This window comes from Picrophilus oshimae DSM 9789, assembly GCF_900176435.1.
Classification (GTDB): Archaea; Thermoplasmatota; Thermoplasmata; order Thermoplasmatales; family Thermoplasmataceae; genus Picrophilus; species Picrophilus oshimae.
On record NZ_FWYE01000003.1, the window covers coordinates 14,479 to 30,134 of the forward strand.

Consider the following 15,656-nt stretch of genomic DNA (forward strand, 5'->3'; position numbering starts at 1 on the left):
TATTATATATATTCCCATGGCCATACTTGAAGAGAATTTATACTTAAAGATAAGGGATTATTTAAACGATCTGTGCAGTTATTTAAGATCAGAGAATGAAAAGTACAACTGGGTTGGAGTTTACGTTGTTAATAATGGAAACCTTTCATTGATTTCATACTCCGGGAAAAGAACAGAGCATGAGATCATAAATCTTGGATCAGGTCTTTGCAGCCTTGCAGTTACAAAAAGAATGATAATAAACGAGGGCGATGTTAAATCAAACAACGATTATCTTGCATGCTTCCCGGAAACAAACTCCGAGCTTGTTGTGCCAATAGAATACGATAATAAGATCATAGGAGAAATAGATATAGACTCTGATAAAAAATCTGCATTTAATGAAGATGATGAGAGATACATATCAGATATATGCAATTACATAGCAAGGCTTGTTTCATACGTATCAAAATAATTATATTGTAATTTAATCTTACATATCATGGATTATAAAAAGATTTTTGATTATACAAGAAGGGCAGATGCAATAATCATATTCAATGGCGGTGAGGAAAGCATTGATAAAACGTTTTTCTATCTGACAGGTGCAAGAAGCGGAATCTTTGAGAATTCCGCATTAATTGTTACAAGGGATAGCATAAAAATAGTAACATCAAAGCTTGAGGAATCCGCTGCCAGTGAAACCGGTATAGAAACACTTATATTTAATAAAAGAAGTGAGATGGAGGATATCATAAGAAACGAAACGAAAAACTTCGACAGCATTGGAATAAACTATTCAAGCATGACGCTAAGCCTTTACAGGGATCTAATGAGGATGATACCTGATAAGGATTTCATTGATGTTTCTGAATCAATTCTGGAGGCAAGAAAGATAAAGGAACCTGAGGAACTTGAGAAGATAAAAAATGCGGCCAAAATAGCAAGTGATGCACTTCAGGATGCAATAAAAAAGATAAAGGAAGGCATAACAGAAAGCGAACTTGCCAGCGAGGTTGCATACTCCATGATGAAGCTTGGCGCCACAGGCCCATCATTTAATACAATAGTTGCCTTTGGGAAAAACTCGGCAATACCCCATTATTCTCCAGGGAATAAAAGGCTAAGGCCAGGTGATTTTGTGCTTATAGACTACGGTGCCCTCTATAACAGATACTGTTCAGATGTAACAAGAACAATGGTTTTTGGAAGGGCATCACAGGAGCAGCGTGACATCTATGAAACTGTAAAGGAGGCTCAGCAAAAAAGCATGGATGCAATAAAGGCTGGAAAGAACGGCCGTGATATAGATGCCATAGCAAGATCCATCATTGATGAAAAATACCCTGGTAAATTCATACACAGCCTTGGTCATGGCGTCGGCATGGATGTTCACGATCATCCTGCGCTTTCGCCTTCCTATGATTTTATATTAAAAAGGAACATGGTCGTTACCGTTGAGCCTGGAATATACATACCTGAAACAGGCGGCGTGAGAATAGAGGATGATGTGATAGTTACTGATTCCGGCCATACAAGAATAACAACAGCACCGAGGGATTTAATAGAACTATGAACAGCATGTACTTTGATATTATATCAAAATACGACGATATAATAAAAATAATAAATTCAAATAAAATCGACGATAGGAATTGTGTTATAAATGCACAGGCATACATAAACAGCCTTATAAAGCACGAGGACCGGCTTGCGATAAATGACAATAAGAGCCTTTCCATTGCGATATGGTTTCTAAGATGCATAGACGAACCACAGCTAACGTCAAGGTTTTTAATAGACCAGAGAGACATATTTAAAAACTATATAATGAAAACTGCCAGGGATGAGGACTTTCCAGATCTTATAAGGAATCTTGGCATACCTGTATTTATAAATGGAAATAATTATAAGATGGACTTCTCCTTCTTTGCATCATATAATAAAAGGATCTCAGGATATAAATACAGGCTGGTATATCAAAGTCTTGACCATGGATATATAAATCTTGACATAGAGACATTTTCAAACATAATGCGTGAATACATAGTTTCAAGATTATTAAATATATACAATTCAATAGATAAGGATCAGGCCATTAAGGCAATGAACAATTACATTAATAAAATAGAGTCAATGAGGCGTGAATTTAAAGAAAGCATAAGAAAATACACACCATCTGGAAAAATAAGATGGGAGAACTTTCCACCATGCATCAAGGCATATATAAACGAAATAAACGATGGCGGAAATCCGGCACATCTTGCAAGGCTTACACTGGCAACGTTTCTGCATCACATAGGCATGCCAAATGATGAAATTGTAAAGGTTTTTAGCGGCACGGCTGATTTTGATGAAAACAGTGCAACCTATCAGGTAAACCATCTAACAGGAAAGATCTCAGGGACAGAATACTCCCCGCCAAAATGCGATACATTAAGGTCAAACCATCTCTGCTTTATGGATGATGATCCATTATGCAGGCAGGTAAAGCATCCATTACAGTATTACATGAAAAAGAGGTCACATTAATCTTTTCTCTATAATCTTTATCAGTGATGTTTTTTTAATATTTCCATCTATAACATAGATCCTTGTTGTTTCATATGGTATTCTCGGATATCTTCCCTCGTTTACCTCATACTGCAATTTCATGGAATCAAGTATGTTTTTTAGCCTTTCATCTGTAAAATTGACGGCCGCAGTTTTATTTATCCTCCGGCCAAGCCTTCTCGAAATGTTTGGATTAAAATACTGCGAGTAAAGAACAAGTGTCATAGCAGCACTGCGTTTATAACGCCATCCTGACCAGGTCTTGATGTTATTCTTGCATCACCAAGCTCTGTTGATATTACTGTTCCCCTGTTCATTATATTCCTCTGGACATAGTGTGGGTCTGCACTGTTTTCCTTAACAGTGTTTATCTTAACCTTCCTTGTGGTTTTATCCTTTGGATTGTAAACGTTTGCATAATCGCATCTCAAGAGCGCAAACTTGCTGTTTCCGCCGTAAGACCTGATCTTTCTGAGTTCCCTGTCTCCAAGCCTTGTAAGTGTTGGCTCCCTTCCAAGCTCGTATCTTCTCTTTGAATGATTCGGTCTTAATTTTCCACCTGATGGTTTTCTTGTGGCCCTACCCTGAAATATAGTCATAAAAAGCACATTGATCATTGATATATTAACTTTTTTAAATATAATCATTCATTGTACATGGTCTTTTTAATTGAAAATGGATTCAGCGCCTTTATAAAATCTATTATCTGGTAAAGCGTTATCTCTTTTATTATTATTGAAATGCCCAGGAATATTATAACGGACGCAAGTGAAAAGGGTATAAAAACCAATATATCGTATGGCTTAATAAATAATAATACCATGTATATAAAAAGCAGCTGAACCATTGCAGGGACTATCTGTTTAAATATTGCAAAGTCCTGCGTGACGCCATGCCTGCCAAGTGCTATTCTATAGCCGATTGCCTCGTATGCAGCCGCAACGAAGGTGCTGACCCCACCACCAAGAACACCAAGTGATAGGTATCTGTAACCAAATATCGATCTTGGTATTAATATAAGATCAAGGACTATATTTATTGTTATTCCAGTTGCTGTTAGAAAGCCTATGGTCTTTGTATGATTCTTTGCAATTAAACCGGAATTGTAAGGCATGTTTATAACATTCAGATATGCGGCAAGTACAAGGAAGATCAGAACATCAGAATATGGTATTAAGGATGCGGAAACAAGATTAACAAAGTAAACCCTTAGGCCAATAAGTGCAATTACAAAGGGAAGTATAAATAGCGATATCGTTCTTTCAAAGCCAAGTATTGAGCTTCTGTGATCTTCAGATCTTGTCTTCATGAGCATTGGTATAAAAAGAAAGGATATTGCACCAGAGAAAGACATTATTGGTTTTGTAAAAACCTGCATTGAATAAAATGCACCGGTTGCAACAGCATGCCAGTAGAACTGTATTAAAACCTTGTCTATGTTTGCACTTACAGTTCCTATAATTCCTGAGAGAGCCAGTGGATATGCAATCCTTGAATATTTTTTAAAGATGGACATGCTTGGCCTTCCTATATTCCATGGCCTTCCAAGAATATATGATATCATAAAATAAACAAGATATGAAAGGCTGTATGCAGCTGAAAGTACAATTGCACCATTTACATTATTATAGCCAGGTATCCTAAAGGCATAAAATATGCCAAGGATTATAAATATTGAGTTCCTTATAATTGCCTCAAGCATTCTTGGAAGCGCCATTCTTGCGCTCTTCATCTTTGCCTGGTAATAGTTTCTGGTGAAGTCGTTTACCCTGTTAAAAAACAGATACGGTATCAGTATTAATATTGCGTATAGTTCTATCTTGCTCTGGAATCCATGGTGCAGCAAATCAACCCAGACATATAATGATAAAAGAACCAGCAAAACAGCGATAAAGGATAAAACAATCTTTATTAAAAGAAAGGTGCCATTTAACACCTTTTCCTCTTTTTCACTGTTATTACCGGAGATCTCTCTAATAAAGACCGTGCCATAGCCAAGATCGGTGACTATGGAAAATAGGCCGACAAATGCAAGTCCGAAGCTGAGAAATCCCCACTCCTGCAGACCTATAAATCTTATAACAAAGAACAGGCCCGCATAGCCCATCAGAGAATTTATAAGCTGCTCCGATACAACAATAGGGGACTTTTTTGAGATCAATAATGAGGTAAATAAAAATACAATCATAAAGTTTGTTGTGATTTTATGACAAATATTTATCTAATTAAAAATATTAATGAATGGTGGAGAGACTAGATGGTGTTTTTAAAAGTATATCAGATTTTCTGCGACAGGAATTGAATGGTAAGAACGCTGTTATTGGTGTAAGCTCAGGCATAGACAGTGCACTTGTACTCACAATACTATCAAAGGCAATAGATAAAGATAGAATACATGCATTTTTCATGCCTGATAGATTTACAAGGAGTGCAGACTTCGATGATATAAGATCCCTGGAAGGATCTACAGGTGTAAAGATAAATGAAATAAACATAGAGAACATTGTTAATGGATACAAATCAACCCTTGGAATAAAAGATAAAAAATACGAGGGCAATATAAGATCAAGGGTAAGGTCAGTTATATTATACTACAACGCAAACCTGCTTAATGGCCTTGTTGTTGGAACAACGAATAGAACGGAGTATTTAATAGGCTACTTCACAAAGTACGGTGATAGTGCATGCGATCTTGAGCCGATAGAGCATCTCTACAAGAGCGATGTGCGTGAGCTTGCCTCATATCTAAAAGTTCCTGAATCAATAATAAGGAAGAAGCCATCCGCAGGTCTTTGGAGCGATCAGTACGATGAGGATGAGCTTGGGATGGGCTATGAGGAACTGGACTCGATATTAAAGGATCTTTTCGAAAAAAAGACCGGAATACTTGATGATAGATATAAAATGGTTTATGACATGTATATAAGATCACAGCATAAGAGGAAACTTCCAAAATCAATGATGAACGATGATTTCAGATATAACGTATGAGTATTACCAGATAAGCTTTATACTGATAATAGCAGCCTTTGCGATACCGCTTTCAAGGAAGGTTTCAATAGTTTATATTCCAGTGCTAATGCTCTTTGGTATAGTCTTCGGGCCCATCCTTGGCTTTATTAACCAATCATTTGCCCTGTTCCTTTTATCATCATTTGGAACAGTCGGCATTGGCATACTGGGCCTGGTGATAATACTTTACTATGAATCGCATAATATAAATCCAAGGATCATAAGAAGATATTTATATGATATAGCCGCACTTGATACCATAGGCATGGTTATTACTGCCATAGGTGCAGGTGTGATATTCTCATTAATAACAGGCGTTCCCTTCAGAATAGGATTTCTGTTTGGTGCAATAATATCACCAACAGATCCGGCGTCCCTTATACCAACCTTTAGAAGAATATCCATGCGTGAGGACGTTTCAGGCACATTAATAGGCGAGAGCCTGTTCAATGATCCACTTGGAATAATACTTCTTGATGTTGGCATAGCATTAATAGCACCTGAATCAAGTTATGTTTCATTTTTTACGCTTTTTTCATCGCATATCGGTTTGATCCTTGGTTCTGTTGTGTTCATGATTCTGCAGATGGCCATACCGGCCTTAATAGGCATAGCGCTGGGCTTTATAATAATATATTTAAATAAATATTTTAATTTTGAAAATTTTATTATAGCATTAACGCTGGGAATAGTGCTTTTTGAATTTACATCACTCACGGCATTTAATATAACGCCGTTTCCGGCAATAATAGCCACCGGTGCAATTGTCGGAAATTACTCGGACAAGAGCATATTCTGGAGCAGGGAGATGAGCTTTAATGAAAATCTCTCATTTATGGCCCAGTCCATAATATTCATACTCTTGGGAAGCATACTTACATTAAGGGAAATGGAAAATTACATTTTACTTGGCATTATATTATCATTACTGGTGATGTTTCTGGTAAGGCCGGCAGCGGTTTTCTCATCATTGAGCATATTCAATTTCAAAAGGGAATTAATCAGATTTAATAATAAAACAAAGACATTTATGTCACTTGTTGGGCCAAGGGGTATAGTTCCAATTGTATTATCCACGGTTCCATACGTTGTTGGCCTTGATGATGATATAAATATATTAATAAAATACGGGCCATTAATATATGTCTCAGTATCATTTGTGGTTCTTATAACAATAATAGCACAGACGATATACGTTCCATTAATCGGCAAAAATCTTCTTGGAAGAAAATAATTAATTTTATAACGATTTTGCAAAATTCACGATCTCATTGTTGAAGGATTTATTATCATCAAGGTAGCATGCATGCTGGTATCCAACGTTTATAAACTTCGCATCTTTATTGTACTTCATTAACATCTGGTAATTTGCGGGTGATGATACCATGTCGTTCTTACCCCAGATGAGAAGGAATGGCTTCCCTGATATCTTGTTTAGCTCATTTTCATACTGTGAAACTCCGACAGCACCAACAAGGACAATTCCGGAGTAGTTTTCATACTTTACAGAGAAACCAAGAACCGCCTCACCGCCCATGGATGCACCAAGCACGATCGGCTTTTCAAGACCCATTGCATCTATAAATTCATTTATAAAATCTGGAAGGTTTTGATCGGATCTATCGGACTTCCCAAAACCTGGAAAATCAACGGATATTGCCCTGAAGCCTGCGCCTGATAAGGCATCTATTGTTCCTGTTTCCTCCCAGGTTCTGGCATTGAATCTGGCCCCATGAAAAAGCAGGAAGGGTTTGCCATTTCCTGACTCTATGTAATGCACCTTTTTTGAATGTACCTCTGTGTACATATCATCGATCATAATCTTAAATGTTTTTTTTAATATTAAATGTTCCCATTTATATAAGACCTTATTGAGATCAAAAAATTTACAAAATCATCTTTTTTTAATAAACCAGTGTTCACATTTCTTGGGCTTGGGTGGTATGAACAGTATAATCTTATATTGTTTATATCATAATAAGCAAAATTTTTGAACTTTATATTTTTTGTATCTACATTCTCAGTCTTTAAATAATTAATATATGAATCAAATGCTATTCTTCCAAGTACAAGAACGGCCCTTAGATTAACCATGGATCTTATTTCATTGAATAAAAAAACTGAGCAGTTTTTTAATTCGCACTTCAAAGGTTTATTTTCAGGCGGTGCGCACTTAAGAGCCAGTGTTATATAAGAATCAATGTAGATTAATCCATCGTCCCTGCTCCTTGATTCGGGCTGGTTTGTTATGCCTGCAGAGTAAAGCGATGAAACAAGAAAGTCAGAGCTTTTATCGCCCGTGAATATCCTGCCGGTTCTGTTTCCGCCATGCGCCGCCGGTGCCAGGCCTATTATAAGCAGTCTTCCATTTATGTCTCCATATCCGGTTATTGGCCTTGACCAGTATTCCTCGTTGTATTTTTTATGTTTTTCAACAAATTCCCTGTATTTTATTAATCTATCGCATTTCGTGCATCCTATTATTTCATCATTAATCATGTAAATCTAAAGCAGGCTGTGGCCGCCATCCACGGCTATGATCTCTCCATTGATCCAGTCATTTTCAGCCATGATGTCATAAACAACCCTTGAAATATCCTCAACCGGCGTTTCCGGTTTTCCGTACTTATGCATAGCATGATAGTCCCTGTTAGGTTCAAAGCTTTCTATTATGTAATCAGGCGCAACTGCATTTACCCTTATGCCCTTGTTTATAAGGTTAACAGCAGCAATCTTTACAGCCTTATTAAGGGCATACTTTGATATTGTGTAAGAAAACGTCCTTAAATTACTCTTGCGATCAGCGGTTGAGTTTGATATAAACATTATTGATGAGCCGTGTTCCATGTATTTTAATGCAGCAGATGCAAGGTAGACAGGTATCTTCAAATGATTGTTTATCATAACGTCAAGACCTGTTGGATCTTCTATGCTATCCTCAACGTAACCGCCAACAGAAACTATTAATCCAAAGATGCTTCCATGCCTTTTATGCATTTCATCCATTAAATTCTTGCAGCTTTCCATATCTTTTAATTCCATTGCTATGTGGTCTATTGAACCGTAGGCTGATAATCTATTTTTTATATCATCCAGCTTTTTTTCGTTTCTTGAGTTTACTGTTACATGAAAGCCATGGCGCAGGAAATCGTATGCTATGGATTCACCAAGATAACCAGTACCTGCTATTAGAACATTCCTCATAACCTAAAATTTTTTAATAAATAATAAAGTTATTGTTATCCCTTCCATATTCCTATGCCAAGGCCTATGATAAAAACAATCAAAAAGAACGTTATTGTTAAAGATTGCAGGTGCAGATCTGAGGCATAGGTTGATGCATATTTTGTCACATTTGATATTACATCAGCGGCGCTTATATGTGGTATAAACGATAAATCTATAAATGATGCTATAATCAATGCAACGACCAGCAAGACAACTGCAACAATGGCCTTTTTTGCAACCATGCCGAATAACAGGCCATCGACAAAGACCAGAACCAACGTTATGTAGCCCTGATATGGTTCAAGATAGGATGGATAGATCATCTGATATTTATCCAAAATCTGTATATAAAACTTTCAATTTCAAAATATATTTTATAAAAGTATTGCATACCATAACATGATTTATAGGGAACCTGAGGATACTCTATCACCAGTTATAGATATAATAAGATCCTCGAAAAAGAGGCTTTACATGAACTTTTATCTAATAGATGACCAAAGGATACTCTCCGAGATAAAAGAGCTTGTTTCCAGGGGCCTTGATGTAAAAATCATCATTGATGGCAGGCCATGCGGTGACAGTAATGCAGAAAACGAGCTTGAAAATCTGTTAAAGACAGGTGCTGCCGTAAAAAAGGCGCCAAAAAGATTTGAAACGGATTCATCCTTTGACCATGCAAAGTATCTATTTAATGAGAAATATTTTATGATAGGCACGGCCAATCTCACGGAGGCTGCTTTTTCAAGAAACCGTGAGTACATAATAATAGAAAAGACCAGGTCAATAAGAAAAAATCTTGAAAAAATCTTCGATGCGGACTGGAATGATAAAATGGCCGGTGATTCTGACTCTCTCGTTGTCTCTCCTGGATCAGAAGATGCAATACTATCTTTTATAGAGAACAGCAGGAAGATACTTATAGAAAGTGAGGAGCTTGGAGACGATGAAAAGATTTTAAACGCAATGATAAAAAAGGGTAAAAAATTAAAAATAATACTGCCTGACACACTTTCAGAAACAGATTACAGAAATTCTTTAAGATTAAGGGATGCCGGTGTCAGGATAAGGTACATGCCAAAAAATAAGATTTACATGCATGCAAAGATGATGGTCTCAAAGTATGGATTCATAGGCTCCCAGAACTTCACAAAGGCCAGTCTAAACAACAACAGGGAGGTCGGTCTCATATTTAAAAGTTATAAATACAAATCGCTATTAAAAAGGACTTTTAAAAAGGACTGGAAAATGGCGGAAAAAAGGCCGGGTGGCAGGAAATGACAGGGAAATTGTACATCATCGGGATAGGGCCAGGCAGCATCGAAAATATGACTTTAAGGGCATTGAATGCAATAAAGGACTCGGACGTTGTCGTTGGTTATTCATATTATATTAATCTTATAAAGGATCTTTTAAGGGAGAAATATGTTATATCAAACGACGTTTCCAGTGAGATTGAAAGGGCGGAGAGGGCCATTGAACTCTCAATGGAGAAAAAGGTTTCGCTTGTATCAAGTGGTGATTCCGGAATATACGGCATGGCCGGCATTGTGCTTGAAATACTATCCTCAAGGAACATTGATTTAAATATTGAGGTCATACCAGGGGTATCTGCTTTAAACGCTGCAGCATCCTTGGTTGGTGCACCTTTGATGAATGATTTTGCTGTTGTAAGCCTCAGTGATATAATAACCCCTGGAGAGACAATAATAAAAAGAATAGAATATGCATTACTCGGCGATTTTGCCCTTGCAGTATACAATCCAAGGAGTCGTAGAAGAAAGGAGCTTATATTAAAGCTGCACGATCTTTTAATAAAATATAGAAAGCCTGAAACGCCTGTTGCTGTAATTAGAAATGCCTACAGGGAAAATGAATCCATTACAATCACTAATATAAAAAACTTTTTATCATACAATATAGATATGTTCACAATAATTCTAATAGGCAACTCAAATTCATATACATTCAAAAATTTCATCATAACGCCGAGGATATATGTCAAAAAAATAAATTAGCTAATAAAAAGATTTTTAATTTACCGTTTAATATTTAGTCATGGCAAGAAGCAAAATCTCAGTTATAGGTGCAGGCGCTGTTGGTGCTACTGTTGCACAGACGCTTGCTATCAGGCAGACAGGTGATATATACATTTTCGATATTGTTGATGGCCTTGCAGAGGGCAAGGCACTTGATATCCTTGAAGGTGCACCCCATTGGGGCTATGATCTTGATATAAAGGGATTCTGCACTGCAGATGAATCAAAGTATGCTGAGATGAAGGGCTCAGACGTCATAGTTGTTACGGCAGGCCTTGCAAGAAAGCCCGGAATGAGCAGGGATGACCTGCTTTTAAAGAACATAGGCATAATGAAATCTGTGGGCGAGGCCATAAAAAAATACTCACCGGAATCAAAGATCGTTGTTGTAACAAACCCTGCTGATATCATGGCATATGCAATATACAAGGCATCAGGAATAAGCCCTGAAAGAATAATTGGCCTTGGTGGCTCACTGGACAGCACAAGGTTCAGAACATTCCTTGCACAGGAGCTAAACGTATCGTTTGAGGATGTAAATGCATTCGTTATAGGCGGCCATGGGGACGACATGGTACCATTTATAAGATATTCAAATGTCTCTGGAATACCAATAGAGGATCTTTTGCCAAGGGAAAAAATAGATGAGATAGTAAAAAGGACAAGATTCGGCGGCGGTGAGATTGTCAACCTTTACAAGACCGGATCCGCATTCTATGCACCGGGCATATCAATAGCGGTAATGGTTGAATCAATAGTAAATGACCGCAAGCGCGTGATACCGTGCGCGGCTTACATAACAGGCGAGCATTCAAAGACATATCTGGTAAATAATCTCTTCATAGGCGTTCCAATTAAGATTGGCAAAAATGGTGTTGAAAAGATATACGATCTAAAATTCAATGAAGATGAGCTCGAGGCATGGAAGAAAAGCGTTGAATCTGTTAAAAAGAACAGTGCAATAGCCGATGATTATTTTGCAAAAAATCAATAAATATTTATTTTAAAGGGGCGAAAGTAATGGAAAAGATGAAGTATGACGCAGTTATAATGGGTGCAGGCCTTGCCGGTCTCATGGCCGCAAATGAGATTGCATCCGCCGGCTATAGCGTTGCAGTTGTTTCAAAGGTTTTTCCAACAAGGTCGCATTCATCAGCCGCAGAGGGTGGTATAGCAGCATACATTCCAGGAAACTCTGATCCAAATGACGATCCAGATTACATGAGCTATGATGAGATAAAGGGCGGTGATTATTTAGTAGATCAGGATGCTGCAGAGCTATTATCATCAAAATCTGGAGAAATAGTAAGAACCCTTGATTCCTGGGGTGCACCGTTTAACAGGCAGCCTGACGGCAGGATAGCATTAAGATACTTTGGCGGCCAGACATATCCAAGAACGAGGTTTGTTGGTGATAAAACAGGCATGGCCCTTCTTCATACGCTTTATGAAAGGGCATCTGGTTTTAACATAGATTTCTACAATGAATGGTATGTAATAGATCTATTAAAGGAGAAGAAGGCCGCAGGTCTTGTGGCACTTAAAATGCGCTCACTTGAGCCCATATATCTTACTGCCAAAGCCATAATAATAGCATCAGGCGGTCTTGGTATGATATACAAGCACAGCACAAACAGTTATATAAACACCGGTGATGGCTATGGCATTGCGCTTAGGGCCGGTGTTCCGTTAAAGGATCCTGAGTTTGTTCAGTTCCATCCAACAGGTCTCTATCCATCTGATATATTGATAAGTGAGGCCGCCAGGGCCGAGGGTGGCATACTAAGAAACAATAAAAATGAAAGGTTTATGGAGAAATACGCACCGCATAAGTTTGATCTTGCACCAAGGGACATTGTTTCAAGGTCAATGACCATAGAAATAAACGAGGGCCGTGGATTTCCTGGAGGCTATCTTGGTCTTGATCTAACACATCTTGGCAGGGATTATATAATAGAAAGATTAAGCCTTGCCTATGAGGCTGCAAAGACATTTGCCGGTGTGGATGCAACAGAGGAGATGATTCCTGTAAGGCCGGCCCAGCATTACTTCATGGGCGGCATAGATGTTGATATAACAGGTGCATCACCACTTCCGGGATTATTTGCGGCCGGAGAGGCTGCCTGTGTATCAGTTCATGGTGCCAACCGTCTTGGTTCAAACTCCCTTCTTGAAACGCTGGTTTATGGTAGGGAGACAGGCAAAAATGTTGTGGAATTCCTAAAGAAGGAGCATGACATCCCGGATTTAAATCCTGAAAAATCACTGGATGATGCATATAAATACGTTAAGAGGGAGACAGGCGAGCACTTTGGATCGATACTAAACGATTTAAGGGAAACAATGTGGGACAATGTTGGCATATTCCGTGATGAGAAAAAGCTTTCAAAGGCCGTCTCTGACATAAAATCCTTAAGAAAGCGTGCCGAATCATTATACGTAACAGATAAAAGCAATAACTATAATACCGAATTCTTCAATGCCCTTGAGCTTAGAAACATGCTTGATGTTGCATATGTTATAGCCGAGAGCGCCCTAAACAGAAAGGAATCCCGTGGTGCGCATTACAGAACAGATTTTCCTGACAGAAACGATGATAGCTGGTTAAAGCACACAATATCATATCTATCAAATGAGGATGTTAGGATAGATTACAAGCCGGTCAAGATGACCAGGTGGAAGCCTGAGGTTAGGGTGTATTAAAATGGTTGAGGAAAAAGAAATAACAGTAAAAATAAGAAAGTATTCAAAGGCTAATGGTGAATCCTGGCAGTCATATAAGGTCAAGGTTGATAGATACACACAGATGACCGAGGTTTTAAGAAGAATAAAGACAGAGCAGGATCCATCATTATCATACCGTGCTGCATGCCATATGGCCGTCTGCGGAAGCTGCAGCATGATAATAAATGGTGAGCCCAGGCTGGCATGCAAGACGCTTGCACTGGATATAGCAGATGAAAAAAATGAGGTTACATTGCAGCCAATGGGCTATTTCGAAACCGAGCGTGATTTAATACCGGATATAGATGAGTTCTATGACAGAATGCACAGGGTAAAGCCAAGACTGTACGCTGATGACGAGGTTTTGAAGGGCGACTTCGAGCCAAGGATGACTCCAGAGGATCAAAAAGAGGTCTGGAAGTTTGCACAGTGTATATGGTGCGGCCTCTGCGTTTCCGCATGCCCATCTGTTCGCATAGATGAAAACTTCCTGGGCCCTGCCGCACATGCCAAGGGATACAGATTCCTGGCAGATTCCAGGGATACAATAAGGGATGAAAGAATAAATATACTAATGGACAGTGCATGGCGCTGTACATCATGCTACATGTGCTATGAGGTCTGCCCAAGGGATATCGAGCCTGTTATAGCAATAAAGAAGACAAAGGCCTATGTTAATGATTTTAAAAAGGACACACCTGTTACTGTAATGGCAAAGAAGCATGATGATGCTGTAAGTGAGTCAATAGCCGAAACAGGAAAAATAAAGGAATCATCACTTTATCTTAAAACGTTTGGTATAACCGAGGCAATGAGGGATATGAAATACATGTTTGAGGAGGGAAAATTAAAGTACGCATTTTCAAAAGATAATAATGTGAAACGTATTGATGAAATAAAGAAGATTATGGAGGAATAAAAATGAAGGTTGCTTACTATCCAGGATGTGCATCACACGGTATAGCAAAGGATATAGATATAGCAACGCAGCTCATAGCGAAGGATCTTGATCTTGAACTGATGGAGGTTGATGACTGGAACTGCTGTGGCGGCGGTTTCATGGATGATCGCAGTGAGGAGATACACACAGCATTAAATCTGAGAAATCTCAACAATGTAAAGAAGATGGGCCTTGAAAAGATGGCAACACCATGCAGTGTCTGCCTAAACAGCCATAGAATAGCACTTGACAAGTATAACAATGATACTGTTTTAAGGGAAAAGGTAGACGAAAGGCTTGAGCGTGCAAATATAGATTACGAGGGTGGCGTTTCAGCGGAGCATTTCATATGGGTTTTAATAAGGGATGTCGGCATAGATAATATAAAAAAGCATGTAAAAAGACCATTAAAGGGCATAAAGGTTGGAACATACTATGGCTGCCAGCTTCTAAGGCCATACAGGGTCATGGGCTTTGAATCACCGTTCAGCCCGCATAGTGTCATGGATCTCGTTGCGGCAACAGGCGCAGAGCCGGTTGCATTCCAGATGGCCACTGCATGCTGTGGTTTTCCATTAATGGGCAGCAATCCCGATGCCGGACTCAAGCTTGCAAACAACGTTTTGAGCTCTGCAAAAAACAACGGTGCAGAGATTCTTGTACATCCGTGCTCATTGTGCCATCTGCAGCTCGATGTAACACAGCTAAAAATAAAAGATCACTTCAACCAGGACTGGACACTGCCAGCAATATACATATCACAATTAATAGGTCTTTCCTTTGGATACACACCTGACGAGCTTGGCCTTGGCAAACTGGCAAAGAAATACCTTGCGGAGCGTGGTATCTCATGAAAATAGATGAAGCAGAGCTTGGTGAGGAGAAGCCTGTATCTGAAAGACCGGGCGGGAAGCCATTTGCAAGGGAAATAGATTACCGCGTTGGTGACCTCTTCTGGGGAAAGATACATATAAGAAACAGCGGTAAAATGTACATGCTCGTCACATCCAAGATACCATTTAACTGGAAGCCGCTGGTCAAGGACTTAAAATTAAAGGGAAAGATTGTTGATTCCGCAGGTGGCTTTCTCTGGGTTCAGGAAGATGAAAAATATATAAATGACGATGTAAAATTTTTAAAGGATTATTTAGAAAAGATGAAAAATAGTAAAAAGGAATAAT

19 protein-coding genes are annotated in these 15,656 nt (G+C 38.6%); 12 read left to right on the forward strand and 7 right to left on the reverse strand.

Annotated features, from left to right (window positions below; genetic code table 11):
* Positions 1–16 precede the first annotated feature (16 nt).
* Genes B8780_RS05470 through priL form a run of 3 tightly spaced genes read left to right on the forward strand, consistent with a single transcriptional unit; the run spans position 17 to position 2,511 of the window.
* A complete protein-coding gene (locus B8780_RS05470) occupies positions 17–454 on the forward strand; it encodes a GAF domain-containing protein (RefSeq protein ID WP_084272924.1) in 438 nt (145 codons plus the stop codon).
* A gap of 27 nt (positions 455–481) precedes the next feature.
* Positions 482–1,555 (forward strand): M24 family metallopeptidase, encoded by a 1,074-nt coding sequence (locus B8780_RS05475; protein ID WP_084272925.1) that lies wholly within the window; start codon positions 482–484, stop codon positions 1,553–1,555.
* Entirely contained in the window at positions 1,552–2,511 is a 960-nt protein-coding gene (gene priL / locus B8780_RS05480; RefSeq protein ID WP_084272926.1) for a DNA primase regulatory subunit PriL, read from the forward strand. The genes B8780_RS05475 and priL overlap by 4 nt, the downstream gene beginning before the upstream one ends.
* Here the strand turns inward: priL and B8780_RS05485 are convergent.
* Genes B8780_RS05485 through B8780_RS05495 form a run of 3 tightly spaced genes read right to left on the reverse strand, consistent with a single transcriptional unit; the run spans position 2,503 to position 4,720 of the window.
* Entirely contained in the window at positions 2,503–2,757 is a 255-nt protein-coding gene (locus B8780_RS05485; protein WP_011177784.1) for a signal recognition particle subunit SRP19/SEC65 family protein, read from the reverse strand. The genes priL and B8780_RS05485 overlap by 9 nt on opposite strands.
* Entirely contained in the window at positions 2,754–3,131 is a 378-nt protein-coding gene (locus B8780_RS05490; protein WP_048059490.1) for a 30S ribosomal protein S8e, read from the reverse strand. Before B8780_RS05490 ends, B8780_RS05485 begins: the two co-directional genes overlap by 4 nt.
* 44 nt (positions 3,132–3,175) lie before the next feature.
* Positions 3,176–4,720: an oligosaccharide flippase family protein gene (locus B8780_RS05495; protein ID WP_011177786.1), complete on the reverse strand. Its 1,545-nt coding sequence runs from the start codon at positions 4,718–4,720 to the stop codon at positions 3,176–3,178.
* 53 nt (positions 4,721–4,773) lie between these two features.
* On the opposite strand from B8780_RS05495, the gene B8780_RS05500 reads away from it, so the two are divergent.
* Both B8780_RS05500 and B8780_RS05505 read left to right on the forward strand, forming a co-directional pair.
* On the forward strand, positions 4,774–5,523 hold the full coding sequence (locus B8780_RS05500; RefSeq protein ID WP_084272927.1) for an NAD+ synthase: 750 nt from the start codon (positions 4,774–4,776) through the stop codon (positions 5,521–5,523).
* Complete coding sequence (locus B8780_RS05505) at positions 5,501–6,778, forward strand: cation:proton antiporter (protein ID WP_011177788.1); 1,278 nt, start codon at positions 5,501–5,503, stop codon at positions 6,776–6,778. The genes B8780_RS05500 and B8780_RS05505 overlap by 23 nt, the downstream gene beginning before the upstream one ends.
* A gap of 6 nt (positions 6,779–6,784) precedes the next feature.
* Here B8780_RS05505 and B8780_RS05510 read toward each other — a convergent pair whose 3' ends face one another.
* The 4 genes from B8780_RS05510 to B8780_RS05525 are packed head-to-tail and all read right to left on the reverse strand — an operon-like array spanning position 6,785 to position 9,095.
* On the reverse strand, positions 6,785–7,363 hold the full coding sequence (locus tag B8780_RS05510) for an alpha/beta fold hydrolase (protein WP_011177789.1): 579 nt from the start codon (positions 7,361–7,363) through the stop codon (positions 6,785–6,787).
* Positions 7,364–7,386: 23 nt separating this feature from the next.
* Positions 7,387–8,043 (reverse strand): uracil-DNA glycosylase, encoded by a 657-nt coding sequence (locus B8780_RS05515; RefSeq protein ID WP_084272928.1) that lies wholly within the window; start codon positions 8,041–8,043, stop codon positions 7,387–7,389.
* A gap of 6 nt (positions 8,044–8,049) precedes the next feature.
* A complete protein-coding gene (locus B8780_RS05520) occupies positions 8,050–8,748 on the reverse strand; it encodes an SDR family oxidoreductase (RefSeq protein WP_084272929.1) in 699 nt (232 codons plus the stop codon).
* A gap of 35 nt (positions 8,749–8,783) precedes the next feature.
* Complete coding sequence (locus tag B8780_RS05525) at positions 8,784–9,095, reverse strand: hypothetical protein (protein WP_011177792.1); 312 nt, start codon at positions 9,093–9,095, stop codon at positions 8,784–8,786.
* A 76-nt stretch (positions 9,096–9,171) separates the two neighbouring features.
* Between B8780_RS05525 and B8780_RS05530 the strand changes: the two genes are divergently transcribed.
* From B8780_RS05530 to B8780_RS05560, 7 genes are read left to right on the forward strand one after another with little or no spacing between them, the layout of a single operon-like run.
* Positions 9,172–10,053 carry a phospholipase D-like domain-containing protein gene (locus B8780_RS05530; protein WP_084272930.1) on the forward strand — a complete coding sequence of 294 codons (882 nt, stop codon included), beginning with the start codon at positions 9,172–9,174 and terminating at the stop codon, positions 10,051–10,053.
* Positions 10,050–10,790, forward strand: a complete 741-nt coding sequence (cobJ, locus tag B8780_RS05535; RefSeq protein ID WP_084272931.1) for a precorrin-3B C(17)-methyltransferase — start codon at positions 10,050–10,052, stop codon at positions 10,788–10,790. The genes B8780_RS05530 and cobJ overlap by 4 nt, the downstream gene beginning before the upstream one ends.
* 40 nt (positions 10,791–10,830) lie before the next feature.
* Positions 10,831–11,805 carry a malate dehydrogenase gene (mdh, locus tag B8780_RS05540; protein ID WP_011177795.1) on the forward strand — a complete coding sequence of 325 codons (975 nt, stop codon included), beginning with the start codon at positions 10,831–10,833 and terminating at the stop codon, positions 11,803–11,805.
* Between the two features lie 26 nt (positions 11,806–11,831).
* Positions 11,832–13,514, forward strand: coding sequence for a succinate dehydrogenase flavoprotein subunit (locus B8780_RS05545; RefSeq protein ID WP_011177796.1), 1,683 nt, complete (start codon positions 11,832–11,834; stop codon positions 13,512–13,514).
* On the forward strand, positions 13,510–14,454 hold the full coding sequence (locus B8780_RS05550) for a succinate dehydrogenase/fumarate reductase iron-sulfur subunit (protein WP_153274222.1): 945 nt from the start codon (positions 13,510–13,512) through the stop codon (positions 14,452–14,454). Before B8780_RS05545 ends, B8780_RS05550 begins: the two co-directional genes overlap by 5 nt.
* Positions 14,455–14,456: 2 nt before the next feature.
* Positions 14,457–15,329 carry a CoB--CoM heterodisulfide reductase iron-sulfur subunit B family protein gene (locus B8780_RS05555; RefSeq protein WP_084272933.1) on the forward strand — a complete coding sequence of 291 codons (873 nt, stop codon included), beginning with the start codon at positions 14,457–14,459 and terminating at the stop codon, positions 15,327–15,329.
* Positions 15,326–15,655: a succinate dehydrogenase gene (locus B8780_RS05560; protein WP_084272934.1), complete on the forward strand. Its 330-nt coding sequence runs from the start codon at positions 15,326–15,328 to the stop codon at positions 15,653–15,655. Before B8780_RS05555 ends, B8780_RS05560 begins: the two co-directional genes overlap by 4 nt.
* Position 15,656 lies beyond the last annotated feature (1 nt).

Coding starts and splice junctions, on each gene's coding strand:
- B8780_RS05470 (WP_084272924.1), top strand. CDS start 17: ATGGCCATACTTGAAGAGAATTTATACTTAAAGATAAGGGATTATTTA.
- B8780_RS05475 (WP_084272925.1), top strand. CDS start 482: ATGGATTATAAAAAGATTTTTGATTATACAAGAAGGGCAGATGCAATA.
- priL (WP_084272926.1), top strand. CDS start 1,552: ATGAACAGCATGTACTTTGATATTATATCAAAATACGACGATATAATA.
- B8780_RS05485 (WP_011177784.1), bottom strand. CDS start 2,757: ATGACACTTGTTCTTTACTCGCAGTATTTTAATCCAAACATTTCGAGA.
- B8780_RS05490 (WP_048059490.1), bottom strand. CDS start 3,131: ATGACTATATTTCAGGGTAGGGCCACAAGAAAACCATCAGGTGGAAAA.
- B8780_RS05495 (WP_011177786.1), bottom strand. CDS start 4,720: ATGATTGTATTTTTATTTACCTCATTATTGATCTCAAAAAAGTCCCCT.
- B8780_RS05500 (WP_084272927.1), top strand. CDS start 4,774: ATGGTGGAGAGACTAGATGGTGTTTTTAAAAGTATATCAGATTTTCTG.
- B8780_RS05505 (WP_011177788.1), top strand. CDS start 5,501: ATGATTTCAGATATAACGTATGAGTATTACCAGATAAGCTTTATACTG.
- B8780_RS05510 (WP_011177789.1), bottom strand. CDS start 7,363: ATGATCGATGATATGTACACAGAGGTACATTCAAAAAAGGTGCATTAC.
- B8780_RS05515 (WP_084272928.1), bottom strand. CDS start 8,043: ATGATTAATGATGAAATAATAGGATGCACGAAATGCGATAGATTAATA.
- B8780_RS05520 (WP_084272929.1), bottom strand. CDS start 8,748: ATGAGGAATGTTCTAATAGCAGGTACTGGTTATCTTGGTGAATCCATA.
- B8780_RS05525 (WP_011177792.1), bottom strand. CDS start 9,095: ATGATCTATCCATCCTATCTTGAACCATATCAGGGCTACATAACGTTG.
- B8780_RS05530 (WP_084272930.1), top strand. CDS start 9,172: ATGATTTATAGGGAACCTGAGGATACTCTATCACCAGTTATAGATATA.
- cobJ (WP_084272931.1), top strand. CDS start 10,050: ATGACAGGGAAATTGTACATCATCGGGATAGGGCCAGGCAGCATCGAA.
- mdh (WP_011177795.1), top strand. CDS start 10,831: ATGGCAAGAAGCAAAATCTCAGTTATAGGTGCAGGCGCTGTTGGTGCT.
- B8780_RS05545 (WP_011177796.1), top strand. CDS start 11,832: ATGGAAAAGATGAAGTATGACGCAGTTATAATGGGTGCAGGCCTTGCC.
- B8780_RS05555 (WP_084272933.1), top strand. CDS start 14,457: ATGAAGGTTGCTTACTATCCAGGATGTGCATCACACGGTATAGCAAAG.
- B8780_RS05560 (WP_084272934.1), top strand. CDS start 15,326: ATGAAAATAGATGAAGCAGAGCTTGGTGAGGAGAAGCCTGTATCTGAA.